Below are 26,510 nucleotides of genomic sequence, written 5' to 3'. Positions count from 1 at the left end.
TTGAAGCGTGCGTAACGTACGACGTCTCATGTCTACCGTCAAGACCGATCGCGTACGCCGGGTCACCTCCGACCTCTGATCTCCAGGACGACCGACGACTCTCTCAGGAGATTCGTGCAACTTTCATGAACCGGAAGGCCGGGATCCAGGCCTGTGACCGCGAGGTGCGCCCGCCGTCCATTTCCCCTTCATCCTTTCGCCGCCAACGAAAGTCATCCCATCTTGATGGACGAGCGTGGACGCTTCCGTCACGCCGGGTCGCCCGTGTCTTCCGTCCCTTCAGGGAGGAAGATCTGCTCGATGGTCAGGCCGAAGACGTCGGCGAGGGTGAACGCCAGAGGCAGACTGGGGTCGTACCGCTCGGTCTCGATGGCGTTGATGGCCTGCCGGGAAACCCGGCACCGGTCGGCCAGGTCGGCCTGGCTCCAGCGGCGGGCCGCACGCAGTTCGCGTAGTCGGTTCTTCATGCGCGCCGTCACCGGTGCAGGCGGGTGCGCAGATCCGCGATCAGCAGCCAGATCGCCACGCCGCCGATGAGGATCAACTGCGCGAGCTGGTGGAGCTGGACGATGCCCGCGGCATCGAGCAGGGTGGCCACCTGCAGCCCCACGAGGACCGCGGCGAACGCGACGGCCATGCTCTCCAGCTGAACCCTGCGCAGGTACTCGTCCGCGCGCCGGAACGCCCGCAGCAGCACCCAGGCGATCGCGAGGGTGAACACGGTGGTGGTCGCGATCCACCAGGCCTTCTGGGCGGTGCTCTGATCGGGGTTGCTGCCCAGTGCCAGGGCCACCACCCCCAAAGTGGACACGGGTATGCCGTCGATGAGCACAGCGCGGCGGGCCGCGCGCGTCACCTGATCCTGTTGCATCTCTTTTGCCATGCCATGAATGTAAAGCGTACCTTCCATTAGGTCAAGCGACCCTGACTCAACGGAAGGCACGCCTTACATCTCGGCGACTTGGAACCACACCGTTCTGTCGGCGTCGTCGTGGTGGGAGCCCCAGGCGGTGGCGATCGTGTTGACCAGCCACAGGCCCCGGCCGCCGTCGCTGTCCGCCTCGGCCATCCGCGCCACGGGCGCACTGGTGGCCGAACCGGCGTCGGTCACCTCCACGTGGACCGTCCGCGAGGCCACGGCGACGCGCACCGTGACCCGCCCGCCCACCGCGCTCCCGGAGTCGGAGTGGGCCACCGCGTTGGTCACCACCTCACTGAGCAGGAGCAGGACGTCGTCCAGGGCCGTCGCGGCGACCGTCGCGGTCAGCAGCCCACGCACCCACCCCCGGGCGGCCGGCACGGAGGCGATGTCGCCGGGAAACTCCCCGCACCACGCCTCCGCCCCCGGCACCTCACCCCCATGCCGGACCACCTGCTCGTCCGACCTCACGAGCCCACCCCCGACCAGCCCACGCCGGCCCTGCGGACGGCCCCGGCCCACACGCATTTCCCACGTGCGCCCCCTACCGCCGGGCCATCGCTCGTGGCTTTCGGGGACGCGTGGGTGGAGTGAGCGGAGTCACCCCTTCGGTCACTGATCACTCGTCTTGTCCTTCGCTCGCAGGCGCCGATTCGCTTTGCCTTCCGCCCTGCCGGATAAACAAGGCGTGTGCTTAGATTGCCTGCGCGACCAGCGATTGAATGGCCGGATCAGCGCCCCAGAAGATGACCGGCGATGACAGTCACCGGTATAGGCAGACCTCGGACCGGCATTTGCCATCCGAGGCAAATAGCCCGATTTTCTCCATTTCGGGAGGACCGCGATGAGCGTCGAGCAATTCCCGGACCCCGGGTCTCCTCGAATGGTCTTCGGAGCCGAGATGCGTCGTCTACGTGAGACCGCGCAACTGTCTCAGGCCGCCGTGGCCACCCGCCTCGGATGCACACAAACCCAGGTGAGCCGCCTGGAGGCCGCCACGAGGACGCCGTCCAAATCCGACGCGGAGCGGCTGGACCGGCTCTTCGGCGAGGGCGGCACCTACTTCGCGGCGCTGCGCCGTCGCATCGTCGCCCGCCCCAGTGGCCCGATCTGGTTCGAGGGCTGGGCCGAGGAGATCGAGCCCACCGCCCTCGTCCTGCGCTCCTGGGACCCGCTACTGATCCCCGGACTCCTCCAAACGGAGGCCTACGCCCGGCAGCTCTTCAGCAGAGGTCCGAGATCCGTCGCCGAGGACGTGGAAAGGCGGGTCGAAGCCCGCATGCGGCGCCGGAGGGTACTGGACAGGGAAGACCCTCCCCTGGTCCTCGTCCTCTTCGATGCCGGTGTGCTACGCCGCAAGGTCGGCGGGCCGGAGGTGATGCACGAGCAACTCGGCTATCTGCTCGAAGTCGCCGAACGGCCTTGTGTGACCATTCAAGTCGTCGACCCGGACTGTCTGGCAGGACTGGCCGGAGCCTTCATGATCGCGGAGCTTCCTAACGGCCAGCCAGACGTGATTCATGCGGACTCTCCGGTCCAGGGACAGATAACAAGCCAACACGAATTCGTCGTTTCCATCCGAAACCGATATGAAGCCGTAAGGGCGTGGGCCTATCCTGAGCACGTATCCCTGCGAATGATCGAGGAAGTGAGACGGGAATGGACTTGAGTGCCGCCGCGTGGCGGAAGTCGTCGCGTTCCTCCGACAACGGCGGGCAGTGCGTCGAGGTCGCCGACAATCTGCCCGGCGTGGTCGCGGTGCGCGACAGCAAGGTTCCCGACGGCCCCGAACTCCTCGTCGGTCCCTCCGGGTGGCGGGCCTTCGTCGGCGGCGTCAAGGCAAGAAGCTTCACCACTCTGACCTGACGCATCGCAGGGGCTCTCGCGACACCCCTGGAGGCGGGTGGGTCAGGTGGACGTCCGCTCGGGGACGGGCTCGCCGGGTTCCGGCAGGTCGGTCTCCGGGTCCTGGGGCGGGTCGGTGAGCTGTTCGCGGAGGTAGTTCCACACCACGGCGATCAGGGCGGCGACCGGTACGGCGAGCAGGCTGCCCACGATGCCCGCCAGGCTGCCGCCCAGCGTCACCGCCAGCAGGACCACCGCCGCGTGCAGGCCGAGACCACGGCTCTGCACCATGGGCTGGAACACGTTCCCCTCGAGCTGCTGCACGACGACGATGATGGCGAGCACGATCAGCGCGTCCGTCCAACCGTTGGACACCAGCGCGATGAGGACCGCCACGAAACCGGCGAACAGGGCGCCGACGATGGGGATGAACGCCGAGACGAAGGTCAGGACGGCCAGGGGAAGAACCAGCGGCACGCCCACGATCCACAGGCCGAGACCGATGAAGACGGCGTCGAGCAGGCCCACGAAGGCCTGGGAGCGTACGAACGAGCCGAGGGTGTCCCAACTGCGGGCGGCCACGATCGGCACGTCCGTGGCGAGGCGGCCGGGTAGCTGGCGGGCCAGCCAGGGCAGGAACCGCGGGCCGTCCTTGAGGAAGAAGAACATGAGGAAGAGCGCCAGGACCGTGGTCACCAGGCCGTTGACCACGGTGCCCACGCCGGTGAGGGTGGCGGTGACGATGCTGCCGACGCTGGACTGGACGCGCTTGACCGCGCTGTCGAACGCGGTGCTGACCTGGTCCGCGCCGATGTTCAGCGGCGGCCCGGCGGCCCAGTCGCGCAGCTTCTGAATGCCGTCGCCCACGCCGGTGGACAGCTCGCCGGACTGGGACGCCACCGGGACGGCGATCAGCACCACGGTCCCGGCGGCGACCAGGAGGAAGAGCACGGTCACCGCCGACGCGGCCAATGCGGGTGGCCAGCCGTGCCGGCGCAGGAAACGGGCCAGGGGCCAGGTCAGTGTGGTGAGCAGCAGGGCGATCACGAGCGGCCATAGGACGGACCACATCCGGCCGAGAATCCACAGAGCCACCGCCGTCATCAGCACGACGAGCAGCATCTCCAGGGAGATGCGCGCCGAGGTGCGCAGCGCGGTGCGCGTCTTGGTGGCATTGAGCGTGGCAGGCACAAGGACACCCTAGACATTGCCCATGCCTTACGCGGACAGGGCGACCTTCGAGCGGACGGTCTTGACCGTTGGGATGGGGGGACGGACACTCTGGCCGGCGCGGGACCGGAGTGTTCTCCGGGGTCGCCGCCGGCCTGTCTCCGAACCAAGGCGAAGGGTGGGCGTTGAGCCCCACGTCATCCGTGCCCCCACCGGATGTTCGCGCCGCCGTGATGCGTCATGCCGCCGGGCCGCGGTCTCCGCCGGCGGCGCTCGCCGTACTCGCCCCCATGAAGCTTTCAACGCGAGCTTCGAACGCTGGCCCCTCATCGCCCGGCGGAGCGTGTCCCACGGCGCTCTCGCCGGCAGGAGTAGGAGAGACCGTGCGACACACACAGGTGAAGGCGGCGCTGGCCGCGCTGGCGGTGGCGGCCACGCTGCTGCCGACGGCCGCCAACGCGGCGAGCCCTTCCGAGACGACGGCCGCAGGCAGTCCGACGACGGCCGCAGGCAGTGCGGCGGCGGCCGTTCTGGCGACATCCGCGGGCAGGCATGCGGCGGCCGTGCTGGCCAGGGCGCACACCGCCGGCCGGGTACAGGTCGCCGGCGACGCCGTGCGGTACAGCTGGCCGGGCGTCTACTTCGAGGGCCGCTTCGTCGGCACCGGAGTCGGGATCGCCCTGAACGACACCGTGAACGACTACGACGTCCAGATCGACGGCGCCACCGTCGCCACGCTGGTGACCCCCGGCCGCACCACGTACTGGGTCAAAAATCTGCGCTACGGCGTGCATGACGTGCGGCTCGTCAAGCGCACCGAGAGCCAGTCGGGCATCGGCGAGTTCGGCGGTTTCGTCGCCGCCCCCGGCGGCGTCGTCCTGCCCAGGCCCCCGGATCGCCGTCGGCAGATCGAGTTCATCGGCGACTCCTACACCGCCGGCTACGGCAACCTCTCCCCCACCCGCGAATGCCCCGCTCCTGGGCAGCTCGACAGGAACACCAACGCCGACCTGAGCTTCGGCGCCCTCACCGCGCGCGGTCTCGGCGCCGACTACCAGCTCAACGCCTTCTCCGGGCGCGGGATGGTGCGCAACTACAACGGCATCGAGCCGGGCACCGACTACCGCACCTACTACGACCGTGCCTTGATCAGCGTGCCCGGCGACGTCTGGAGGAATCCGGGCACCTGGCACCCGCAGCTCATCGTGGTCGGGCTCGGCATCAACGACTTCTCCACCGCCATCAACCCCGGCGAGTCGTGGACGCCGGAATCCCTGGTCGCCGCCTACAAGACCGCCTACCAGGGCTTCATCGACAAGCTGCGCGCCCGCTACGGCAAGCGCGCGGTCATCGTGGTCAGCGCCACCTACGTGTACAACACGACGGCGCTCGCCGACGCGGCGCGACAGGTCGTGCAGGACCGCAACGGGCAGGGCGACGACCGGGTCGTCTACTGGTACTACGACAACGCCGACCTGGACTACGGCGGCTGCGACTGGCACCCGTCGGCCCACGACCACCAGATCATCTCGCAGCGGCTGAACGACTTCATCGCCGCCCTTCACCTGCGCTGGTAGGGGGCGCGGAGCGCAGAGCACGACACGCGCCGGGCGGCCGGGCCGTCCGGCGCGTGCCCGTGCGCCGCGTCTTGTCGCGTCGTCAGGACGAGACCTCACGGACGGAACGAACCGAGCAGGAGGCGAGAACGGGGTGATCGCCGGGCGAGAATGGGCCTGTGGTGTCCCCCGCGCCGTCGCCCGTTCGTCGTGCAAGGGGAGAGCCCCTGACTTCGGAGGTCGCGATGCAGTACGCGCTGATGATCTACACCCCGCCCGGCTACGTGGAGTCGCTGTCGGAGGCGGAGATGGACGCGGTGTACGCGGACTACTTGGCACTGGCCGATGACGACCGGTGCATCGAGCACGCGCAGTTGCAACCGGCCGAGACGGCGACCAGTGTTCGGGTGGCCGACGGCCGGACGCTGATGACCGACGGCCCGTTCGCCGACACCAAGGAGGTGCTCGGCGGCTTCTGCCTGGTCGAGGCGGCCGATCTGGACGAGGTGCTGGAGATGGCGGCCCGCGTCCCGGCCGCCCGGATGGGCGGCGCGGTGGAGATCAGGCCGGTGGTGCGGCGCTGACCGTGCTGGAGCAGGTCTTCCGGGACGAGTGGGGGCGGGTGCTGGCCTCGCTGGTCGGGTTCCTCGGCGACTTCGACAGGGCCGAGGAGGCCGCGCAGGAGGCGTTCGCGATCGCGGCGGAGCGCTGGCCCGCGTCCGGCGTGCCGGACAACCCGGGCGCGTGGCTGACGACGACGGCCCGCAACCGGGCGATCGACCGGATCCGCCGGGAGCACACCCTGGCCGAGAAGATCCACCTGCTGCCGGCAGCCGAGGCCGTCATGATGGACGAGGTCGACGACACCGTGATCAAGGACGAGCGACTGGAGCTGATCTTCACCTGCTGTCACCCGGCGCTGCCGCTGGAGGGGCAGGTGGCGCTCACGCTGCGGGCCCTGGGCGGCCTTTCGACCGCCGAGATCGCCCGCGCGTTCCTGGTCACCGAGGAGACCATGAAGCGGCGCCTGTCGCGCGCCAAGACCAAGATCAAGGCGACCGGGATCCCGTTCGCCGTTCCCGGCGCGCACCTGCTGCCCGACCGCCTCGACGCGGTGCTGGCCGTGGTCTACCTGATCTACAACGAGGGCTACAGCGGCCGGGTCGACCTCGGCGGCGAGGCCATCCGCCTCGGACGAGTGCTCACCGCGCTCATGCCGGACGAGCCGGAGGCGCACGGCCTGCTCGCGCTGATGCTGATCCACCATGCCCGGCGACGGGCCCGGTTCTCCGGCGAGGACCTCGTGCTGCTCGACGATCAGGACAGGTCGCTGTGGGACGCGCGCCAGATCGCGGCGGGACGGGTGGTGCTCGACCGCGCGCTCGCGCTGGGCGGGCGAGGCGCCTACGTCGTGCAGGCCGTGATCGCCTCGCTGCAGGCGCGGGAGCGCATCGACTGGCGGCGGGTCGCCCGGATGTACCGGCGGCTGGCCGACCTCACCGGCTCCCCGGTGGTCGAGCTCAACCGCGCCGCGGCGCTCGCCCAGGCCGGCGACCCCGCCGCGGCGCTGGCCGCCGTCGACCGCCTGGACCTGGACGGCTACCTCTACTTCCACTCGACCCGCGGCGAGCTGCTGCGGCGTCTCGGCCGTGAGGACGAGGCCCGGGCGGCGTACCGCCGAGCGCTCGACCTGGCCACCTCGACCCCCGAGCGGCGGTTCCTCACCGGGCGGCTCGAACAACTCTGACCCGGCCTGTCCCCCGGGTGGGTGGTCGTTCGTCGCCCGAGTATGAGCGACGTTCGTCCGAACCAGAGGAGAAACGACATGTCAGCGACCCGGCCGACCCATGACCTGGGGGTCTTCGCCCGCCTTCATGAGGCCGTCAACAGCGGCGACGCGGAACTCGTCTTCAAGACGATCGACGAGGTCGTCGACCCCGATGTGGTGGTCCGCACCCCGCTGCCGATCGACGCGACGGGGGCGCAGGCACTGAAGGAGGTGTTCGGCAGGCTCCTGCGGGCCTTTCCCGACCTGCACATCGCGGTCGAGGACGTGATCGCCGAAGGAGACAAGATCGTCTACCGGAACACCGTCACCGGCACCCACCAGGGCGAGCACCTGGGCATCCCGCCCACCGGCAGGTCCATCTCCTACAACGAGATCTTCATCTTCCGGCACGCGAACGGCCGCATCACCGAGACCTGGGGCGTCGTCGACGTCCTGTCCCAGATGCGCCAGCTCGGGATCATCTCCGGCGCCTTCTCGTAACCGGGACTCGCGCCCGCGCGGCGAAGGACGCGGGGGCACCGCCGTACCCGGGCGCCGGCGCACCGCACCACGTCCCACCCACCGCCACGGCGCCCCGGGCGCGACCACGTACAGAGCGGAGGCGAAGGAACCCGGGCGGCGAGCGGGGGCGGCCGCCCGGCGCCCGGCAGATCCGTGCCTGCGCCTCCTCACCGAGGCAGCCGGGCGTCACCACCGAGGCAGTCGGGCGTCACCGAAGACGGGCCGAAATCGGCCTGTGGGGTCTTCTCAGTTCGGACGGGGGCTGACGCCCGCCATGGCCAGGCCGAGCAGGCGGTGTGCCTCGGCGGCGGGGTCGGTGTGGTGTTCGGTGGCCAGGGCGATGCCGGTGATCAGGGTGAGCAGGTCGGTGATGGTCACGCCCGGGGCCAGCGCGCCGTCGTTCGCGGCGCGGCGTACCAGTGGGTCACCCGCCTCGGTGAGCTGCGCCGAGGCGCAGTGCTCGTGCGCCACGTCCGGACCGGCCGCCTGGTCGCGGGTCAGCGCGATGGCCAGCCCCCGGATGGTGGCGGCGTCCGCGGTGACGGCGTTCAGCCATTCCAGCAGCGCACCCCGGGTGTCGGGCCCGGTGGTGAGGTCCCGGGCGCGGGCGCAGAGCATGCCGACCCGTTCGCGGAAGACCGCCTCCAGCAGCGCGTGGCGGTTGGGGAAGTGCCGGCGCAGGGTGGCGGATCCGACTCCCGCCGTACGGGCGATCTGCTCCAGGGACGCGTCGGGGCCGTGCGCGGCGATCGCCTCCTCGGCCACGGCGAGCAGGCGCGCGTAGTTGCGCCGGGCATCCGCACGCAGGGCGGGCATGGTCTCTCCTCAGGTTGCTAAGTGGCGGGGCCCGCCGTATTCTACCGAAGCCTTAAACGGCGGGGTCCGCCGTTTATCCATCATGACAGGAGATCCATGTCCATCGAATCCGCACCCGTCCTGGTCACCGGCGCCACCGGACAGCAAGGCGGCGCGACGGCCCGCGCCCTGCTCGCCTCCGGCGTCCCCGTCCGGGCGCTGGTCCGCGACCCCGCCTCCGGCGGGGCCAGGGCGATCGAATCGCTGGGCGCCGAGTTGGTCACCGGCGACCTCTTCGATCGCGAGTCCGTGACCAGGGCGGCGAAAGGCGCCCGGGCCGTCTTCTCGGTGCAGACGCCCGTGACCGAGAAAGGCCTGGACTTCGACGGCGAGCTGACTCAGGCCGGCAACCTGGTCGAAGGCGCCCTGGCCGCAGGTGTGCGGCAGTTCGTGCACACGTCCGTCTCCGGTGCCGGACAACGCGCCGGCGTTCCCGGATGGGCCGAAGGCCGCTGGGCATCGATGGAGCCGGTCATGGCCGCCAAGGCCGGCGCTCAGGACCTGGTGCGCGCGGCGGGCTTCCCGTGCTGGTCGATCATCAAGCCGGGCTTCTTCATGGAGAACTTCCTTCCCTCCACGGCGTACCTGTTGCCCCGCGGTGTCGAGGGAGGACTGGTGACCGTGCTGAAGCCCGGCACCCGGCTCTCCCTCGTCGCGGTGCGCGACATCGGCGCGGCGGCCGCCGCGGCGTTCACCGCACCGGAGCGGTTCCACCAGGTCGAGCTGGAACTGGCGGGCGACTACCTGACGATGACGCAGATCGCCGAGGTCCTCTCCCGCGCGCTCGGCACCGAGATCGCCGCGCCCGACATGACCACGCAGGAGGCGATCGCCGCCGGTATGCCGCCGGCAGGCGTCAGGTCGCACGAATTCATCGACGTGGCCGGCCAGCCGGCCCGCCCGGAATTCGCGCGGGCCTATGCCATCCCGCTCACGACCTTCGAGGACTGGGCACACGAGCACCTTCGGCCCGCCGCCTGACGCCTGCCAGGGTCGGCAGGCTCAGCCGTGGAGGTAGTCGACCAGGTGGGCCTTTTCGGTCTCCAGCTCCTCGATGGCGCTCTTGACGACGTCGCCGATGCTCACGATGCCGGCCAGGAGGCCCTGGCTGACCACGGGGAGGTGGCGGATGCGGTGGTCGGTCATGGTCTTGCGCAGGTCTTCGACGTCGGCGTCCGGCTCACAGGTGCGCACGGGAGTCGTCATGATCGACGACACCGGCTCCTCCAGCACGCCGGGGCCGCGCTGGTGGAGCCCGCGCACCACGTCGCGCTCGGAGACGATGCCGACGATCGTCTCGCCGTCCTCCGACACCACGACGGCGCCGATGTTGTGGCTGGCCAGGGCTGCGAGCAGCTGGGTGACCGTCGCCTGCGGCCGCACGGTCGCCACCGTGCTTCCTTTACTTCGCAGGATCGCGCTGATGAGCATCGACACCACCTCGTCACGGTAAGGAGAGGCCAGGGAGAGTATCAGTGACTTCCCCACCTCGTGCCAACGTTAAGCGTGAGGACGGGCAAAGCCGGTCCGGCGTCCCGGGGGCGGCATGAGTACCATGCCACGCACCACTTCTCTCCAGGGGACCGCGAGATGAGCGATCGACTGAACACCGGCAGCCACGACCTGCCCATATCCGACGCACTGGCCGATTTCATGACCGGCGGCTGGGCCGACACGAGCCGCCCGGACCTGGCGGCGCTGCCGCTCGCGTCCTACACCGCCAAGCGCCGGGCCGCCCTGGTCCAGCGGTTCCCCGGCGAGCGGCTGGTCATCCCGTCCGGGACGCTGAAGGTCCGCAGCAACGATTCCGACCACCGCTTCCGCCCCCACAGCGCCTTCGCGTACCTGACCGGCGGGCAGGAGCCCGACGATGTGCTGGTCATCGCGCCCTCGGGGGCGGCGACGCTGTTCACCCGCCCCCGGTCGCCCCGCTCGGCGGAGGGCGCGGCGGGGCAGGAGTTCTACCGCGACCGCAAGTACGGCGAGTTCTGGGTCGGCGCCCGGCCCACCCTGGCCGAGGCCGAGGCGCTGTACCAGATCGAGTGCGCGCCGATCGACCGCCTGCCCGAGGCCCTCACCGGCACGGCCCGGGTCCTGCGCGAGGTGGACGCCTCCGTCGACGCGCGGGTGGCGCCACACGAGGGGGACGAGGAGCTGACCGCGTTCCTGTCGGAGATGCGGCTGATCAAGGACGACTGGGAGGTCGCCCAGCTGCAGCACGCCGTGGACGCCACGGGCCGTGGTTTCCAGGACGTGGTGCGCGCGCTGCCGCAGGCCCTCGCCCACCCGCGCGGCGAACGGTACGTCGAAGGCGTCTTCGGGCTGCGGGCCCGGCTGGAGGGCAACGCGACCGGATACGACAGCATCGTCGCCTCCGGCGCGCACGCCTGCGTCCTGCACTGGATCCGCAACGACGGCGCCCTGAACCGCGACGAGCTGCTGCTGCTCGACGCCGGCGTCGAGTCCGACGACCTCTACACCGCCGACGTCACCCGCACGCTGCCGCTGTCAGGGCGGTTCAGCCCCGTCCAGCGGCAGGTCTACGAGCTGGTGTACGAGGCCCAGAGCGCGGCCATCGCCGTCCTGCGGCCGGGGGCCCGCTTCCGTGACTTCCACGCCGCCGCGATGCGCGTCATCGCCGAAGGGCTGCGTGAGTGGGGGGTGCTGGACTCGGCCGACGGTGACCTGCACCGCCGCTACACGTTGTGCAGCAGCGGGCACATGCTCGGCCTGGACGTCCACGACTGCGCCAGGGCCCGCTCGTCGGTCTACCTGGACGGCGTGCTGGAGGCCGGTCAGGTGCTCACCGTCGAGCCCGGCCTCTACCTGCAGCCGGACGACCTCACCCTGCCGCCGGAGCTGCGCGGCATCGGCGTGCGCATCGAGGACGACCTGCTGATCACCGAGGACGGCGCCCGGCTGATGTCCTCGGCCCTCCCCCGCCACCCCGACGAGGTCGAGTCCTGGATGGGAGCCCTGCTCGGCTGACCCCGGACGCTCGACAGGCCCGCTCCGCGTCGTCAACGACGGCCGGCAGGCCCGCTCGGCGTCATTCCGGACGGCCGGGCGGGCCGGGTCGGGTCTGCGCCCCCCGGCGTGATCGCCGGGCCGTTAGGGTGGGCGAGTGCGCGATTCGATCGTGATGGCCGGGCGTGCGGACGCCGTGCTGGCCGCTGTGGGCGGCACGCTGACCGACACCGAGCGCGAGCGGGCGTCCCGCTTCGTCCGCGAACGTGACCGGGACGACTTCGTGGCCGCCCACCTGCTGGTCAGGCAGTGCGCCGCCACCCTCCTCGGACGGCCCGCCGAGGAGCTGACCCTGATCCAGTACTGCGACAAGCACGGCCCCGGCCACGGCCGCCCGTCCATCGCCGAGGTGCCCGAGCTGGGCGTCAGCCTGTCGCACACGGCCGGGTACGTGTGCGCGGTCGCGGGGCCGGGCCGGGTCGGCGTGGACGCCGAGCACGTGCCGCGGGGCGACGTGGACCGCGGCCTGGTCGAGTTCACCCTGTCCCCCGCCGAGTTCGCCCTGATCGGTCACGACAAGCGGCGGGTGATCCGCCAGTGGGTGCGCAAGGAAGCCCTCGTCAAGCGAGGCGAGCTGACGATCGACGACTTCCCGCTGACCGACCTTTCCGACATGGACGGCGAGGTCGATCCGTCGGGTTCGTCCGGCTGGCGCGGGCGCCGGCTACTGGAGTGGACGGCCGGCGCCGTCATCGGCTGCGCCGTCACCGACCACCCGGCCGAGCTGCGCCGGATCGACGGCTGAGGGCACCGGCGGCCGCGCCGCGCGGCGCGGGGCGTCGGGCCCCGGCGTGGGGTCGAGGAAGACGTGCGTGACACCCCGAAAACGATCTCTCAGCCGGTGCTCGATGTCGTCGGAGACCTGCTCCAGCCGGTCGCCGGTGCACTCGTCGACGAAATCGATCTTCGCGGCGACCAGCACGTCGTCCGGGCCGAGCATCATGGTCAGCAGTTCGACGACCTCGTTGACCTCGGCCCGTCCGGTGATCTCCTCGAGGATCGCGCGCTGGACGCGCGGGGGGGCCGCCTGGCCGATCAGCAGCGAGGCGTTCGCCTTGATCAGGTACAGCGCGACGCCGAGCAGCAGCAGGCCGATCACGATCGAGGCCAGTCCGTCCCACACCGCCGACCCGGTGAGCTGGAAGCCCAGCAGGCCGAGGGCGGCCACGCCGATGCCGACCAGCGCCGCGGAGTCCTCGAACACGACCGCCTTGACCGCCGTGTCGGTGGTGTGCACCACGTACCGCTGCGGGCTCACGTTCAGCCGGTCGGCCTCCCTCCGCACCTGGTGGACGGCGCGGAAGAACGAGACGCCCTCCAGCACGAACGCGATCACCAGCACGATGTAGGACACCTTGAGGTCGCCCAGGTCCTCGCCGTCCCTGATCGTCTGCACGCCGTGGGTGATCGAGAACCCGGCGCCGATCAGCAGCGTCGCGCCCGCCGCCATCAACGCCCAGAAGAACCCGGCCTTGCCGTGCCCGAAGGGATGCCGGGAGTCGGCCGGGTGCCCGCTGCGCCGGACCGCGACCAGCAGCAGCACCTCGGTCACCGTGTCGGCGGCCGAGTGCGCGGCCTCCGACAGCATGGCCGACGAGCCGCTGATCAGGCCGGCCACCATCTTGGCCACCGCGATCGCGAGGTTGATGCCCGCGGCCACCGCGACCGTGAGGAAACTCTCCTGGCCGGAATCCGGCTCCGTCACCTTCTCGCTCATCTCGCCGCTCCTTCCCCCCGTCTGGGCCGGGATACATCGTTCCAGTCGGAAAATTTCCTAAATAAGGGACGATCCGGGGATCCGACCGAGGTCAACCGCCTCATGAACGCTCCCGGAGAGATAGATTCACAACCATGAGCACGGCGGAATCCGACGACCTGGACACCAATTGGCTGAGCGGCGGGGAGCAGCGAGCGTGGCGCGCCCACCTGGCGGCCCACAAGCTTCTCGAGCATCGGCTCGACCGCGAGCTTCAGGCGTCCGGACTGTCGCTGAACGACTACGAGATCCTGGTGAACCTGTCAGAGAGCCCGGGTCATCGCATGCGCATGAGCGACCTGGCCGAGGCCACCATCCAATCTCGCAGCCGCCTGTCCCACCAGATCGCGCGCATGGAGGCCGCCTCCCTGGTCAGCAGGGAGAGCTGCCCGGACGACCGGCGGGGAACCTTCGCGGTGCTCACCGAGCAGGGGTGGGAGACGATGCAGCGGGTGGCGCCCATGCACGTCGCCAACGTCCGCTACCACTTCATCGACCGCCTCACGCCTGAGCTGGTGCAGGCGCTGGAGGTCGCCTACACCCCCGTGGTCAAGCACCTGCTGCGCCTGCGCGCCGAAGAACGCGCCTAGCTTCTCAGGGGCCGTCCTGTCCGGCCTGGCCGGGCGGGTGCGGGTCGTCCGACCCCAAACCGATACCTGGGAAAGTCGTGGATGCGCCGCCCGCGGTGGCTAGCATCCCGGCTGTGTCGAATAGGTCGCTCGCTTCCCGGTCCCGCCTCGCCGCATCCCCCGGCGACGGTCCCTCCCGGCTCGCCCCCGCGCGCACGGGCCCCTCGCCGCGTACCGCCTCCCGCGACGGCGCACCGCCGCCGCGGCGGGCGCCGGTGCTGGTGACGTGGCTGATCGCCTCGCTGTTGCTGGCCCTCGCCTGCACCTCCGCCTGCACGTCCTCGCCGGGCGGCGACGCGCTGCCGGCCGGACGCGACCTGCTCGACAAGGCCGCGGCGGCGATGCGCGAGGTCAAGACCGTCGCCTTCACGATCACGACCGAGGGCAAGCCGCCGGTCCCCGTCAAGAACGCCGACGGCTCCCTGACCCGTGAGGGCGACGCCAAGGGCACCCTGCAGATCGACGTCCTGGGCAACCTGCAGGAGCTCAACTTCGTCCTGACCGGCGACACCGTCTACTTCAAGGGCCCCACCGGCGGCTACCAGACGATGACCCGCAAGCAGTTGGCCGGCATCTACGACCCCTCGGCCATCCTCAACCCCGACACCGGGGTGGCCCGGTTGCTGTCCACCGCCACCGACCCCAAGACCGAGGCCGCCGAGAAGGTCGGCGGCGTTGACGCCTACCGGGTGGCGGTGACGCTGTCGCAGCAGGTCATCATCACGCTGGTGCCGGGGGTCAACCAGGGTGTCACGGGGCAGGTGTGGGTGGCCAAGGACACCGGCCGCCTGCTCAAGGCGAGCCTGCCGCTCGGCAGCGGCGCCAACGCCGGCACGGTCCTGGTCGCCCTCGACGACTACGACGCCCCGGTGACCATCGCCACCCCGAGCGCCAGATCCACCCCGAGCACGAGCCCATGAGCCACCCTGAGCGCGAGCCCATGAGCCACGCCGAGCGCGAGCCCTTGAGTCATTCCGCCGAACCGGTCCCCGCTTTCTCTCCGGCGCCCCGCGCGGAGCCCGGCTCGGCGGCCGCGCCCGCCGGCCCGGTCGCGGTCCGGCGGGTGGCCCTGGGCGTCGGCGGAACGGCCGTCCTGCTGGCCGCGCTGGACGCCTACGTCGTGGTGACCGTCCTGATCGACGTCGCCCGCGACCTCGGCGTGCCCGTCAACCACCTCGAACGGGCCACCCCGATCGTCACCGGCTTCCTGCTCGGCTATGTGGCCGCCATGCCGCTGCTCGGCCAGCTCTCCGACCGGTACGGGCGACGGCCGCTGATCCACGCCTGCCTGGCCGGGTTCGCGGCCGGCTCCGCGGTCACCGCGCTCGCCGCGTCGGTCCCGCTGCTCACGGCCGGCCGCACGCTCCAGGGCATCGCGGGCGGCGCGCTGCTGCCGATCACGATGGCGCTCGTCGGCGACCTGTGGGACGAGCACGCCCGACCGGTCGCCCTGGGGGCCGTGGGCGCGGCGCAGGAGCTGGGCAGCGTCCTGGGCCCCCTGTACGGGGCGGGGGTGGCCGCGCTGGTGGGCTGGCGGGGCATCTTCTGGGTCAACATCCCGCTCGCCCTGATCGCGGCGGTGGCCGTCCACCGGGCGGTGCCGCCGCCCGCGCCGCGCGGCGGGCCCCGGACGCGCGTCGACGTGGTGGGCGGGCTGCTGCTGGCCCTCGCGCTGGGCCTGCTCGTGGCCGGGCTGTACAACCCCGAGCCCGACAGGGCGGTCCTGCCCTCCTGGGGCGTGCCGGCGATCGCGGCGGGCGTGGTCGCCGTCGCGGGGTTCGTCGCGTGGGAGCTGCGCGCGCCGGTTCGGCTGCTGGACATGGCCGGCGTGCGGCGCGCCCCGTTCTGGGCGTCGCTTGGGGTCAGCTTCCTCACCGGGGCGGCGCTGCTGGTCACCCTGGTGGACGTGCAGCTCGCCGCCCAGACCCTGCTGGGCGAGGACACCGTCGGGGGTGCGCTGGTGCTCTCGCGGTTCCTGGTCGCCCTCGCGCTCGCCGCGCTGGCGGGCGGGGTGCTGGCCCGCCGGTTCGGCGAGCGGGCGGTCGCCGTGGCAGGGCTGGTCGTGGCCGCCGCCGGGTACTTCCTGATCTCCCGCTGGCCGCTGGACCCCGCGGCCGCCTCCTACCCGTTCGGCCTGTCGCGCGTGGACGTCGACCTGGCCGTGGCGGGCCTGGGGCTGGGCACGGTGATCGCGCCGGTGTCCTCGGCCGTGCTGCGGGCGACCCCCGCCGGACGCCACGGGGTCGCCTCGGCGGCGGTCGTGGTGACCCGCATGATGGGCATGCTGCTGGGCGTCGCCGCGCTGTCGGCCTGGGGGTTCCACCGCTTCCAGTCGCTGACGGCCCATCTGGACACGCCGCTGCCGTTCGGCGTGGAATCCGCGGAGTACGCCCGGCGGCTGGCCGAGTACAGCGCGAAGGTCGTCCAGGCGCTGCACACGGAGTACACCGAGATCTTCCTGCTGACCGCCGCCCTGTGCGCGGTGGGCGCCGTGACGGCCCTCGCCCTCCCCCGCCGCCGGCCGTGAGCCGGGCCGGCGGGGAGAGGCGAGCGGCTACTTCTTCTTGGCGGCGCCGCGCTTGTCGCGGATGCGCATGCTGACCTCCACCGGGGAGCCGGCGAAGCCGAACTCCTCGCGGATGCGGCGCTCGATGAAGCGGCGGTAGGTCTCCTCCAGGAAGCCCGAGGTGAACAGCACGAACTTCGGCGGCTCGGTCGACGCCTGCGTGGCGAACAGGATCTTGGGCTGCTTGCCGCCGCGCACCGGCGGCGGGGTGGCCGCGACCAGGTCCGACAGGAAGGTGTTGAGCCGGGCCGTCGGCACGCGCGTGCTCCAGGACTCAAGCGCCCGCTCGATCGCCGGGACCAGCCGGTCGACGTGCCGCCCGGTCTTGGCGGAGATGTTGACCCGCAGCGCCCACGGGACGCGGACGAGCTGGCGGTCGATCTCCTTCTCCAGGTAGTGGCGGCGGTCCTCGTCGACCAGGTCCCACTTGTTGAACGCGACGACCATGCAGCGGCCCGACTCGATGACCATGCTGATGATGCGCAGGTCCTGCTCGGTGAGCACCTCGGAGGCGTCGATGAGCACGACGGCGACCTCCGACCGCTCCAGGGCGGCCTTGGTGCGCATGCCCGCGTAGAAGTCGGCGCCCTGCAGCTCGCGCTCGCGGCGCCTGATGCCCGCGGTGTCGACGAAGCGCCAGGTCTTGCCGCCCAGCTCGACCAGCTCGTCGACCGGGTCGCGGGTGGTGCCCGCCATCGGGTCGACCAGCACCCGCTCCTCGCCGGCCAGCTTGTTCAGCAGCGAGGACTTGCCGACGTTCGGCTTGCCGACCAGCGCGACCCTGCGGGGCCCGCGCTCGGCGCCGAACCGCTGCGGCGGGGCCTCGGGCATGATCTGCAGCAGGACGTCCAGCAGGTCGCCGCTGGAACGGCCGTGCAGGGCCGACACCGGCTGCGGCTCGCCGAGGCCGAGCGACCACAGGGCCGTCGCCTCCAGCTCCATGCGCTGGTCGTCCACCTTGTTGGCGGCCAGCACGAGCGGCTTGCCCGAACGGCGCAGCACCGCGGCGACGGTCTCGTCGGCGTCGGTCACCCCGACCGTGGCGTCCACCACGAACAGGATCACATCGGCCAGCTCGACCGCGATCTGCGCCTGCTCGGCGATGCGCAGCGCCATGCCGGTGGCGTCGGGATCCCACCCGCCGGTGTCCACCAGGGTGAAGCGGCGGCCCCGCCAGGTGCCCTCGTAGGTCACCCGGTCGCGGGTCACGCCGGGCACGTCCTCCACGACCGCCTCGCGGCGGCCGATGATGCGGTTGACCAGCGTGGATTTGCCCACGTTCGGACGCCCCACGACGGCGACCACCGGCAGTGGGCCGGCGTCCGGCTCGGCCTCGGCGGGCGCGCCGTCCTGCTCGAATTCCGCGAGGTCGGCCTCGATCCAGCCGGCCTCGTCGTCGTACTCCCCCGTCACGTCACGTCCGTTTCCATCGGGGCCCATCCTTGCCTCGGCGGCCGGCGGGCGCGGCGCCCCGGAGGGCGTCCCGCTCGCGCGTCACCGGATCAGGTGCGCTCTTTCACAAGTCTGAGGACCTCGGAGACGACCTCTTCGAGGTTGAGCTCCGTGGTGTCCAGCTCGACCGCGTCCGCCGCCATCACCAGAGGGTCGGCCTTGCGGGTCGAGTCAAGGGTGTCACGCCGCGCCATCGCGGCCCGCTGGGCCTCCACGGTGGTGCCGGTCAGCTCGGCGGTGCGGCGCCGGGCGCGGGCCTCGGGGCTCGCGGTCAGGTAGATCTTGACGGGCGCGCCGGGGGCCACCACGGTGCCGATGTCGCGTCCCTCGACCACGATGTCGCCCTCGCCGATGATGGCGCGCTGCTCGGCGACCAGCCGGGCGCGCACCTCGGGCACCGCGCTGACCGCGGACACCGCCGCGGTGACCTCGCCGGTGCGGATCTCGGCGGAGACGTCGCGGCCGTCCGCCGTGACGCCCGGGGCGTCCGGGTCGGTGGCGATGACGAGCACCGGCTCGCCGGCCCGGCCGGCGACCGCGGCCGCGTCGGCCACCTCGACGCCGTGCTCGAGCATCCACCAGGTGATCGCGCGGTACATCGCCCCGGTGTCGAGATAGCGCAGCCCGAGCGCGCGCGCCACCCCGCGCGACGCACTCGACTTGCCCGACCCCGAAGGGCCGTCCATGGCGACGACCAGTGCGGTCACGGCATCTCCCTCTGCGTCCCGATTGAGTTGTCCGCAATGAGGGTACCGGGAATCCTCCACCACCCGGGCATCGTCGGCCCAAGCCCCTGACGGGACTAGGGCACGTGCCACCCGTGCGAGCGCAGGGCCTCGGCGAGCACCTCGGCGGACTCGGGCTGGACCGACAGTTCGGCGGCGCCCAGAGGCAGCCCGGGGGCGTGCTCCAGGCGGACGTCCTCGATGTTGACCCCGGCGTCCTGGGCCACCTGGAACAGGCGCGCCAGCTCGCCGGGCCGGTCGCCGACGAGCACCTGCACCACGGCGTACGCCCGCGCGGGCCCGCCGTGCTTGCCGGGGATGCGGCTCCGGCCGGCGTTTCCGCGCCGCAGCAGCTCGGTGACCCGCGCGATGGCCCCGTCGTCGTCCACCGAGACCGCGCGCAGGGCCGCCGCCGCTGCGGCCAGGTCGGTGGCGACGGCCTCCAGGACCTCCGCCACCGGGCGGGCGTTGCCCGACAGGATGACCGTCCACAGGTCCGGATCGCCGCCCGCGACCCGGGTGACGTCCCGCACTCCCGGCCCGGCCAGGCCGAGCGCGGTGTCCGAGGCGCCGACCAGCCGCGCGGCGACGGCGGAGGCGGCCACGTGCGGGGCGTGCGATATGAGCGCGACGGCCTCGTCGTGCGCCACCGGGTCGACCTTGACGGCGTTGCCGCCGCACAGCTCGATGAGCGACAGCACGGCCGCGACGGCGCGCGGCGAGGTCTCGCGCCCGGGGCAGTACGCCCAGGGACGGCCGAGGAACACATCGGCCCGGGCCGCGCCGGGCCCGGACCGCTCGCGGCCGGCCAGCGGGTGGCCGGCCACGTAGGCGCTCATGTCACAGCCGAGCCGGCGCGCCTGCTCGATGGGCAGCGCCTTGACGCTGGCCACGTCGGTGTAGAAGCGGGCGGCCTCGGTCTTCTGCAGGTCGAGCAGCCAGTCGGCCACGAACTGGGGCGGCACGGCGATCACGGCCAGGTCGACGCGGTCGCCGCCCGGCTCCCACTCGTCCCCGGCGCCGAGCTCGCACGCCACGCGCACCGCACCGGGGCTCTGGTCGGTGAGCTTGACGGTGACGCCGTGCTCGCGCAGGGCCAGGGCGACCGACGTGCCGATCAGCCCGGTGCCGACGACCAGGACGCTCTCGATGCCGCGCGGCCGCTCGTTCACTGGGCGATGTCCACTCTCAGCGCGGCGGCGCCGCGCAGGTAGACGTGCTGGATCTGCTGGCGGGGGCGGTCGGTGGCCACGTGGGCCATCAGCCGGACGACCCGGGGCAGCGCCCCGGGCACGTCGATCTCGCTGGCGCAGATCAGCGGCACGTCGTGGAAGCCGAGCTTGCGGGCGGCGAGCGCGGGGAACTCCGCGGTGAGGTCGGGAGTGGCCGTGAAGATCACGCTGATCACCTCGTCGGTGGTCAGCCTGTTGCGCTCCATGACCTCGCTGACCAGCTCGGTCACTCCCTCGAGGATCGCCTCCCGATCGTTGGAATCGATCTGGACGGCGCCCCGGATGGCCCGCACCATGGCTTTCCCCTCTCGCAGGGCGTCCGGTCGTGCTCCGCTTCCCGCCAGGCTACATTCCCACGGTGGCGTAGAGTTCGCCGACCTCCACGAGGGTGAGCGCGCGCAGGGTGCCCGGCTTGAGCCGGCCGAGCTTGACCGGCCCGAACTCGATGCGGGCCAGGTCGATCACGTTGTGACCGGCGAGGTCCAGCATGCGCCGCACGACGTGCTTGCGCCCCTCGTGCAGGACGACCTCGACCAGGGCCTGCTGACCGTGCTCCTGCACGATCTTGAACTCGTCGGCCTTGACCAGGCCGTCCTCCAGCTCGACGCCCGACTTCAGCCGGCGGCCCAGGTCGCGCGGAATGGGCCCGGGCACCTTGGCCCAGTACTTCTTCTGCACGCCGAAGCTCGGGTGGGTCAGCCGGTGGGCCAGCTCGCCGTCGTTGGTGAGGATGATCAGGCCCTCGGTCTCGGTGTCCAGGCGCCCGACGTGGAACAGCCGCTCGGTGCGGTCGGCCACGTAGTCGGCCAGCGACGGACGGCCCTCGGGGTCGGACATGGTGCTGACGACGCCGATCGGCTTGTTGATCGCGAAGTAGACCAGGTCGGGGGCGGTGGGGATGCGCTTGCCGTCGACGTGGATGACCTGCTTGGCCGGGTCGACGCGGGCGCCGAAGCGCCGCACGACCTGGCCGTCCACGGTGACCCGTCCCTCGCCGATCATCTCCTCGCAGGTGCGCCGCGCCGCGACGCCGGCCTGGGCGAGGACCTTCTGCAGCCGGATGCCGTCGGGCACCTCGGTGGTGTCGCGCTCGTCGGTGTAGCCGGCGGGGAAGAAGTCGGGGTCGCGCAGCGGCTGGCGGGCGGTCTTGAACGCGCCGCCGCGCTCGGGACGGGCGGCCTGCCCGCGCCCGGCCGGGGCGCCGGAGCGCGTCGCCTTGCCGCGCGCAGCGGAAGCGCTGTCGCGGCCTGCCCCGCCGCGGCCCGCGGGCGCGGCGCCACGGCCGAAGCGGTCCTGCGCCCGGCCGCCCTCGGGGCGGCCGTAGCGGCCACGGGTGCCGGCGGACGAGCCGCCGAGCGAGCCGCCGATGGTCTGCACCTCGTCGCGCCGGCCCTCACGCCGGTCGTCGCGCCGGTCGTCGCGCCCGTACCGGCCGCCGGAGCCGCCGGCGAAGCGGCCCTCGTCGCGGACGGGCCGGTCGCGGCCGGTCTCGTCCCTGCCGTAGCGCTCGCGGGATCCACCGCGCCCGACGCGCGGAGCCGCGCGGTCGTCGTCGCGGAAGGAACCCCGGCGGTCGTCGCCGAAGGAACCGCGCCGCTCGTCACTGCGGAAGGGGGGACGGCGATCATCGCCGCGCGGGGCACCGCCCCGGTCCCCACCGAAGGAACCCCGGCGGTCATCACCACGGGACGGACCGCCCCGGTCGTCACGGAACGAGCCCCGGCGGTCGTCGCCGAAGGAGCCGCGCCGCTCGTCACTGCGGAACGGGGGACGGCGATCATCGCCGCGGGACGAACCGCCCCGGTCGCCACCGAAGGAACCCCGGCGGTCGTCACCGGAAGAGCCACGCCGCTCGTCACTCCGGAACGGGGGACGGCGATCATCGCCGCGCGAGGCACCGCCCCGGTCCCCACCGAAGGAACCCCGGCGGTCATCACCACGGGACGGACCGCCCCGGTCGCCACGGAAGGAGCCCCGGCGGTCATCACCACGGGACGGACCGCCCCGGTCGCCGCGGAACGAGCCCCGGCGGTCGTCGCCGAAGGAGCCACGCCGCTCGTCGCCCCGGAACGGGGCACGGCGGTCGTCGCCGGACGCCCCGCCTCGGTCGTCGCCCGGCCTGCCGTATCGCGCGCGAGAGCCGCTCTGGCCGCCTCCTCGCGGGCCGGGCCCGCTCCGGAAGCCGCCGGAGCCGCCACGGGCTCCGGCCCCTCCACGGGAGCCTGAGGCGCCGCCGGGGGCGCCACCGCGTCCTCGACCGCGTCCATCACCGGACGGGGTACCACGCCTGTTGTTCACTTCTGATGCTCCTCTAGGTTTTCCACGTCGTCGGGGAGGAACGGGGCGAGCGCGGGCAGCTCGTCGAGGCTCCGCAGCCCCAGCCTCTCCAGGAAGTACGAGCTCGTGCGGTAGAGCACCGCCTGGCTCTCGGGATCGGTGCCGGCCTCCTCGACCAGCCCGCGCGCCGCCAGCGTGCGCATGACGCCGTCGCTGTTGACCCCTCGTACGGCGGCGACCCTCGCCCGGCTCACCGGCTGGCGGTAGGCCACGACCGCGAGGGTCTCCAGGGCGGCCTGCGTCAGACGGGCCTGCTGCCCGTCGCGGACGAAGCGCTCCACCACCGCGGCGCACCCGGCCCGCGTGTAGAGACGCCAGCCTCCGGCGACCTCCCGCAGGTCGAAACCCCGCCCGTCGGCGGTGTATTCCGCCGACAGCTCGCGCAGGGCCTCGGCGACCTCGCGCGAGGGGCGCTCGAGCACCTGGGCCAGGGTGACCTCGGCGACCGGTTCGTCGACGACGAGCAGGATGGCCTCCAGGCCGGCCCGCAGGCCCGGCTCGGCGGTCTCGCCGGCGGGGACGGGCGCATCGCCGGGCGGGCGCCCGGCGTCAGGACTCATCGGCTGCATCTTCGCTCTCTCGGCCTTCGGGGTGCGGCCGGCCGCCGGCGTCGTCGCCGTCCTGCCGGTCGCGGTCGCCCGCTGGGCCCTCGTCGTAGTCGTCGACCACCGCGACGTCTCCGTCGTCGGCGCCCGTCCAGGTCACGTGCAGATCTCCGAGCGGCTCTATCTGCTCGAAGGAGACCGCGGCCTCCCGGTAGAGCTCAAGGACGGCCAGGAAGCGCGCGATGACCTCGAAGGTGCCCGCGCAGTCGGCGGTCAGGGCCCGGAACGTCGCGGTGCGCACGCGCCGGAGCCGCTGCACCAGGATAGCCGCTTGCTCGCGGACGTTGGCGACCGGTTGGTAGATGTGGGCGGTGGACACCGACGGCGCGGCCTTCGGCGTGAACACCCTCGCCGCGATCTTGGCCAGCCGCTCGGGGCCGATGCCGAGCACCAGTTCGGGCAGCAGCCCCGCGAACTGCGGCTCCATGGGCACCGACCGGGGGAAGCGCAGGGCCTCCTCGGCCATCCGGCCGGCGAAGACCTTCGCGACCTCCTTGTAGGCGCGGTACTGCAGCAGGCGGGCGAACAGCAGGTCGCGGGCCTCCAGCAGCGCCAGGTCCTCCTCGTCCTCCACCTCGCCCGTGGGGAGCAGGCGGGCGGCCTTGAGGTCCAGGAGAGTGGCGGCGACGAGCAGGAAGTGGCTGGCCAGGTCCAGGTCCCACTCGGGGCCGCGGGAGCGGATGTGCGCGATGAACTCGTCGGTCACCTGGTGCAGGGACACCTCGGTGATGTCGAGCTTGTGCTTGGAGATCAGCGCGAGCAGCACGTCGAAGGGACCTTCGAAGACCTCCAGGTGCACCTGGAAGGCGTCCGGCCTGGCCTGGGCCGTCTCGGGCTCTGGGGTCACCGGCCCATTGTCCCGCACGGCGGCCGCCGCCGCGCGGGACCGCCCTCACGGCCGGCGGTGCGGACCGGTCGGCGGTGCGGGCGGATCAGCCCTCCTGTGACCAGCGGGCCAGGACCTCGCGGGCCAGCTCGCGGTAGGCGGTGGCGCCCATGGAGGCGGAGTCGAACTGGGTGATCGGCTCGCCGGCGAGGGTGGCGTCGGGGAACCGGACGGTGCGGTTGATCACCGTGTGGAAGACCTTGTCGCCGAAGCCCTGCATGATCGTCTGGAGCACCTCGCGCGCGTGCAGCGTACGCGGGTCGTACATGGTGGCCAGGATGCCGTCGATCTCGAGGTTCTTGTTCAGGCGCTCCTGCACCTTGGTGATCGACTCCATCAGCAGGGCGACGCCCCGCAGCGCGAAGAACTCGCACTCGAGCGGCACCATGACGCTGTGCGCGCAGGTCAGCGCGTTGACCGCCAGCAGGCCGAGCGAGGGCTGGCAGTCGATCAGGCAGATGTCGTAGTGCGGGAGCAGCGGCTCCAGCGAGCGGCCGAGGGCGTACTCGCGGGCCACCTCGTTGACCAGCCGGATCTCGGCGCCGGACAGGAAGATGTTGCTGGGCAGCAGGTCCATGTTCTCGACGCTGGTGGCCAGCAGGACGTCCTCGGCGGTGACGTCCTGCTCTTCCATGATCAGGTCGTATATGGTCGCCTCGAGCGGGCGCGGGTCGATGCCCAGACCGACCGAGAGCGCGCCCTGCGGGTCGAAGTCGACGAGCAGGACCTTCTGCCCGCACTCGGCGAGCGAGGCCCCGAGGTTGATCGTCGTGGTGGTCTTGCCGACGCCGCCCTTCTGGTTGACCATGGCCACGACCCTCGCGGGGCCGTGCGTGGTCGGGGGCACCGGATCTGGGAAGACGGGACGCGGCCGGCCGGTGGGACCAAGGATCCCGTCGCTCCTGGTGTCACCCCATCCACCCTCGGGGGCACCGGGAATCTCCCGGATTGAAGCGTCTGTGGTCGCAGTCACCAGTTGAACCTCCCTGACGGCCCCGAACCGGACCGTCCGGACGGACACTATGGGGTGGGCACGTAAGCGGCAAGGCGACGCGCCCGAGAGCTATGAAGTTGGACGATCGGCCCCGTCTTGGACCGCCGCGTAGGCCGCCCGGAGCCGGTCGACCCCGACGAGGGTGTAGACCTGGGTGGTCGCGACCGAGGCGTGGCCGAGCAGTTCCTGGACAACCCTAACGTCCGCTCCTCCGTCGAGGAGGTGAGTTGCGAACGAATGGCGCAACATGTGCGGCGAGACACCGGTCAGTCCGGCCCGCTCGGCGGCCGACCGCAGCACCTCCCAGGCCCCCTGGCGGGTGAGCCGGCCTCCGCGGGCGTTGAGGAACAGCGCCGCGCCGCCGCCCCCCTGCGCCCAGATCAGCGGCCGTGCCCGCGCCAGGTAGGCGCCGAGGGCCTCGCGGGCGAACCGGCCGATCGGCACCACGCGGGCGCGCCCGCCCTTGCCCCGCAGCCGCACCCGCTCGGGCTCCACGTCCTCCACGGTCATCCCCACGGCCTCGGAGATGCGCGCCCCCGTGCCGTACAGCACCTCCAGCAGGGCCCGGTTGCGGTGGGTCAGCGGCGCGTCCTTCGGCCCGGCGGCGGCGATGAGCCGCTCGACCTCGGCCACCCCGATCGCCTTGGGCAGGTGACGCAGCCGGCTCGGCGGGTGCACCTCGCGCGCGGGGTCGTGCGCCGTCATCCCCTCGCGCGCGGCGAACCGGTGCAGCCCGCGCACGGCGGAGACGGCCCTGGCGGCCGAGCTGGCCACCAGGGCGGGATGACGCTCGTCGCCCTCGCGCAGGGCCGTCAGGAACGCCTCGACGTCCGCCTCGGCCACCTGGGCCAGGGACGGGCACCCGCGCGAGCGCAGGTGCTCCAGATAGCGCCGGAGGTCACGCCGGTAGGAGGCGAGGGTGTTGACCGCCAAGCCCCGCTCCACCGCGAGGTGGGCGAGGTAGGCGGCGGACACGGCCTCGGCGTCGGCGTGTGCGCTCAGGACGGGACCTCCTGTCAGGCCTCCTCGGCGTCGGCGGGACGCAGGGTGGTGAAGCCGTCCGGCAATGCGGCGTACGCGGCGAGAATACCCGCGACGGCGGGACCATTGTGGATCATTCCGCTCAGCGTCTTATGCACGGCTTCGAGCAGCGGAACCCATACGACGGGCATGTCCACCTCCTCGTGCCGGCGCTCGAACGCCATCTCCTCCTCGGGGATCGCCTCCAGATCGCGGGCCAGGAAGACGCGGATGCGCTCGTCGGACATGCCCGGCGAGGTGAAGGTGTCCAGCAGCGTGTGCCAGGTCTTGGCCCGGTAGCCGGACTCCTCGGCCAGCTCGCGCGCCGCGCACTCGACCGGCGGCTCGCCCTTGACGTCCCGGATGCCGGCGGGCAGCTCCCACAGCAGCTTGCGCACCGGATGGCGGTACTGCCGCAGCAACAGCACCCGGTCGTCCTCGTCGAGCGCGACGACGGCGACCGAACCGGGGTGCACGACGTAGTCGCGCTCGGCGACCTCGTCGCCGGGCATGCTGACCGTGTCGGTGCGCACCGTGATCACCCGCGCCGTGAGGTGGACGCGCTCGCCCCGCACCTCCCAGGATGCGGGCACGTCCTGGACGTCCTCGCTGCTCAGGTCGCGGGCGGGCGGGCGGCCCGGGGCGG

The 26,510-nt window shown here is 72.1% G+C and carries 29 protein-coding genes; 12 read left to right on the top strand and 17 right to left on the bottom strand.

From position 1 onward, the window contains the following. Positions 1 to 248 precede the first annotated feature (248 nt). The 3 genes from ABZU32_RS08430 to ABZU32_RS08420 form a co-directional block, all read right to left on the bottom strand. On the bottom strand, positions 249 to 467 hold the full coding sequence (locus ABZU32_RS08430) for a helix-turn-helix transcriptional regulator (protein WP_354918942.1): 219 nt from the start codon (positions 465 to 467) through the stop codon (positions 249 to 251). Positions 468 to 475: 8 nt separating this feature from the next. Further along, complete coding sequence (locus tag ABZU32_RS08425) at positions 476 to 883, bottom strand: hypothetical protein (protein ID WP_354918940.1); 408 nt, start codon at positions 881 to 883, stop codon at positions 476 to 478. 63 nt (positions 884 to 946) lie between these two features. Then, entirely contained in the window at positions 947 to 1,390 is a 444-nt protein-coding gene (locus ABZU32_RS08420) for an ATP-binding protein (RefSeq protein ID WP_354918938.1), read from the bottom strand. 373 nt (positions 1,391 to 1,763) lie between these two features. Here ABZU32_RS08420 and ABZU32_RS08415 point away from each other — a divergent pair, with 373 nt between their 5' ends. Next, a complete protein-coding gene (locus ABZU32_RS08415) occupies positions 1,764 to 2,588 on the top strand; it encodes a helix-turn-helix transcriptional regulator (protein WP_354918935.1) in 825 nt (274 codons plus the stop codon). Continuing rightward, on the top strand, positions 2,579 to 2,785 hold the full coding sequence (locus tag ABZU32_RS08410) for a DUF397 domain-containing protein (protein WP_354918931.1): 207 nt from the start codon (positions 2,579 to 2,581) through the stop codon (positions 2,783 to 2,785). Before ABZU32_RS08415 ends, ABZU32_RS08410 begins: the two co-directional genes overlap by 10 nt. A gap of 42 nt (positions 2,786 to 2,827) precedes the next feature. Here the strand turns inward: ABZU32_RS08410 and ABZU32_RS08405 are convergent, their stop codons facing one another. After that, the gene (locus ABZU32_RS08405) at positions 2,828 to 3,955 is read right to left on the bottom strand and encodes an AI-2E family transporter (RefSeq protein WP_354918928.1); all 1,128 of its coding nucleotides are present in this window, start codon (positions 3,953 to 3,955) and stop codon (positions 2,828 to 2,830) included. Positions 3,956 to 4,317: 362 nt separating this feature from the next. On the opposite strand from ABZU32_RS08405, the gene ABZU32_RS08400 reads away from it, so the two are divergent. From ABZU32_RS08400 to ABZU32_RS08385, 4 genes are all read left to right on the top strand, one after another. Then, a complete protein-coding gene (locus tag ABZU32_RS08400) occupies positions 4,318 to 5,511 on the top strand; it encodes an SGNH/GDSL hydrolase family protein (protein WP_354918926.1) in 1,194 nt (397 codons plus the stop codon). A 224-nt stretch (positions 5,512 to 5,735) separates the two neighbouring features. Continuing rightward, positions 5,736 to 6,074: a YciI family protein gene (locus tag ABZU32_RS08395; RefSeq protein WP_354846167.1), complete on the top strand. Its 339-nt coding sequence runs from the start codon at positions 5,736 to 5,738 to the stop codon at positions 6,072 to 6,074. 2 nt (positions 6,075 to 6,076) lie between these two features. Continuing rightward, the gene (locus tag ABZU32_RS08390; RefSeq protein ID WP_354918923.1) at positions 6,077 to 7,237 is read left to right on the top strand and encodes a sigma-70 family RNA polymerase sigma factor; all 1,161 of its coding nucleotides are present in this window, start codon (positions 6,077 to 6,079) and stop codon (positions 7,235 to 7,237) included. A gap of 78 nt (positions 7,238 to 7,315) precedes the next feature. Beyond that, a complete protein-coding gene (locus tag ABZU32_RS08385) occupies positions 7,316 to 7,759 on the top strand; it encodes an ester cyclase (RefSeq protein WP_354918920.1) in 444 nt (147 codons plus the stop codon). A 267-nt stretch (positions 7,760 to 8,026) separates the two neighbouring features. On the opposite strand, the gene ABZU32_RS08380 is transcribed toward ABZU32_RS08385, so the two are convergent. Then, on the bottom strand, positions 8,027 to 8,596 hold the full coding sequence (locus ABZU32_RS08380; protein ID WP_354918917.1) for a helix-turn-helix domain-containing protein: 570 nt from the start codon (positions 8,594 to 8,596) through the stop codon (positions 8,027 to 8,029). Positions 8,597 to 8,617: 21 nt separating this feature from the next. Between ABZU32_RS08380 and ABZU32_RS08375 the strand changes: the two genes are divergently transcribed. Beyond that, positions 8,618 to 9,616: an NmrA/HSCARG family protein gene (locus ABZU32_RS08375; protein ID WP_354918915.1), complete on the top strand. Its 999-nt coding sequence runs from the start codon at positions 8,618 to 8,620 to the stop codon at positions 9,614 to 9,616. A 21-nt stretch (positions 9,617 to 9,637) separates the two neighbouring features. On the opposite strand, the gene ABZU32_RS08370 is transcribed toward ABZU32_RS08375, so the two are convergent. Then, on the bottom strand, positions 9,638 to 10,066 hold the full coding sequence (locus ABZU32_RS08370) for a CBS domain-containing protein (protein WP_354919309.1): 429 nt from the start codon (positions 10,064 to 10,066) through the stop codon (positions 9,638 to 9,640). A gap of 159 nt (positions 10,067 to 10,225) precedes the next feature. On the opposite strand from ABZU32_RS08370, the gene ABZU32_RS08365 reads away from it, so the two are divergent. Continuing rightward, positions 10,226 to 11,623, top strand: a complete 1,398-nt coding sequence (locus ABZU32_RS08365; protein WP_354918912.1) for an aminopeptidase P family protein — start codon at positions 10,226 to 10,228, stop codon at positions 11,621 to 11,623. Positions 11,624 to 11,759: 136 nt separating this feature from the next. Further along, a complete protein-coding gene (locus tag ABZU32_RS08360; protein WP_354846155.1) occupies positions 11,760 to 12,407 on the top strand; it encodes a phosphopantetheinyl transferase-like protein in 648 nt (215 codons plus the stop codon). Here ABZU32_RS08360 and ABZU32_RS08355 read toward each other — a convergent pair. Further along, positions 12,327 to 13,379 (bottom strand): cation diffusion facilitator family transporter, encoded by a 1,053-nt coding sequence (locus ABZU32_RS08355; RefSeq protein ID WP_354918909.1) that lies wholly within the window; start codon positions 13,377 to 13,379, stop codon positions 12,327 to 12,329. The two genes, ABZU32_RS08360 and ABZU32_RS08355, sit on opposite strands and share 81 nt — an antisense overlap. 134 nt (positions 13,380 to 13,513) lie before the next feature. Here ABZU32_RS08355 and ABZU32_RS08350 point away from each other — a divergent pair, with 134 nt between their 5' ends. From ABZU32_RS08350 to ABZU32_RS08340, 3 genes are all read left to right on the top strand, one after another. Next, a complete protein-coding gene (locus tag ABZU32_RS08350) occupies positions 13,514 to 14,008 on the top strand; it encodes a MarR family transcriptional regulator (protein ID WP_354846150.1) in 495 nt (164 codons plus the stop codon). 113 nt (positions 14,009 to 14,121) lie between these two features. Then, positions 14,122 to 14,967, top strand: coding sequence for an LppX_LprAFG lipoprotein (locus tag ABZU32_RS08345; protein ID WP_354918906.1), 846 nt, complete (start codon positions 14,122 to 14,124; stop codon positions 14,965 to 14,967). After that, positions 14,964 to 16,574, top strand: a complete 1,611-nt coding sequence (locus ABZU32_RS08340; RefSeq protein WP_354918903.1) for an MFS transporter — start codon at positions 14,964 to 14,966, stop codon at positions 16,572 to 16,574. The genes ABZU32_RS08345 and ABZU32_RS08340 overlap by 4 nt, the downstream gene beginning before the upstream one ends. 27 nt (positions 16,575 to 16,601) lie before the next feature. Here the strand turns inward: ABZU32_RS08340 and der are convergent, their stop codons facing one another. From der to ABZU32_RS08290, 10 genes are all read right to left on the bottom strand, one after another. Beyond that, complete coding sequence (gene der, locus ABZU32_RS08335) at positions 16,602 to 18,026, bottom strand: ribosome biogenesis GTPase Der (protein ID WP_354918900.1); 1,425 nt, start codon at positions 18,024 to 18,026, stop codon at positions 16,602 to 16,604. A gap of 89 nt (positions 18,027 to 18,115) precedes the next feature. After that, a complete protein-coding gene (gene cmk, locus ABZU32_RS08330; RefSeq protein WP_354846503.1) occupies positions 18,116 to 18,751 on the bottom strand; it encodes a (d)CMP kinase in 636 nt (211 codons plus the stop codon). A gap of 116 nt (positions 18,752 to 18,867) precedes the next feature. Further along, positions 18,868 to 19,962: a prephenate dehydrogenase gene (locus tag ABZU32_RS08325; RefSeq protein ID WP_354918897.1), complete on the bottom strand. Its 1,095-nt coding sequence runs from the start codon at positions 19,960 to 19,962 to the stop codon at positions 18,868 to 18,870. Next, positions 19,959 to 20,318: a chorismate mutase gene (gene aroH / locus ABZU32_RS08320; protein ID WP_354846136.1), complete on the bottom strand. Its 360-nt coding sequence runs from the start codon at positions 20,316 to 20,318 to the stop codon at positions 19,959 to 19,961. The genes ABZU32_RS08325 and aroH overlap by 4 nt, the downstream gene beginning before the upstream one ends. A gap of 49 nt (positions 20,319 to 20,367) precedes the next feature. Then, positions 20,368 to 21,399 carry a pseudouridine synthase gene (locus ABZU32_RS08315; RefSeq protein WP_354918894.1) on the bottom strand — a complete coding sequence of 344 codons (1,032 nt, stop codon included), beginning with the start codon at positions 21,397 to 21,399 and terminating at the stop codon, positions 20,368 to 20,370. Positions 21,400 to 22,316: 917 nt separating this feature from the next. After that, on the bottom strand, positions 22,317 to 22,919 hold the full coding sequence (scpB, locus tag ABZU32_RS08310) for an SMC-Scp complex subunit ScpB (protein WP_354846131.1): 603 nt from the start codon (positions 22,917 to 22,919) through the stop codon (positions 22,317 to 22,319). Beyond that, positions 22,909 to 23,811, bottom strand: a complete 903-nt coding sequence (locus tag ABZU32_RS08305; RefSeq protein ID WP_354918891.1) for a segregation/condensation protein A — start codon at positions 23,809 to 23,811, stop codon at positions 22,909 to 22,911. Before ABZU32_RS08305 ends, scpB begins: the two co-directional genes overlap by 11 nt. A gap of 85 nt (positions 23,812 to 23,896) precedes the next feature. Beyond that, a complete protein-coding gene (locus ABZU32_RS08300; protein WP_354919307.1) occupies positions 23,897 to 24,742 on the bottom strand; it encodes an AAA family ATPase in 846 nt (281 codons plus the stop codon). 171 nt (positions 24,743 to 24,913) lie between these two features. Then, positions 24,914 to 25,819 carry a site-specific tyrosine recombinase XerD gene (locus ABZU32_RS08295; RefSeq protein ID WP_354918888.1) on the bottom strand — a complete coding sequence of 302 codons (906 nt, stop codon included), beginning with the start codon at positions 25,817 to 25,819 and terminating at the stop codon, positions 24,914 to 24,916. 41 nt (positions 25,820 to 25,860) lie between these two features. Beyond that, positions 25,861 to 26,457, bottom strand: coding sequence for an NUDIX hydrolase (locus ABZU32_RS08290; RefSeq protein WP_354919304.1), 597 nt, complete (start codon positions 26,455 to 26,457; stop codon positions 25,861 to 25,863). Between the last annotated feature and the right edge of the window lie 53 nt (positions 26,458 to 26,510).

The sequence above is a fragment of the Sphaerisporangium sp. NPDC005288 genome, from assembly GCF_040607475.1.
GTDB classification, from domain to species: Bacteria; Actinomycetota; Actinomycetes; order Streptosporangiales; family Streptosporangiaceae; genus Sphaerisporangium; species Sphaerisporangium rhizosphaerae.
This window is presented reverse-complemented; position numbering and strand designations above follow the sequence as displayed.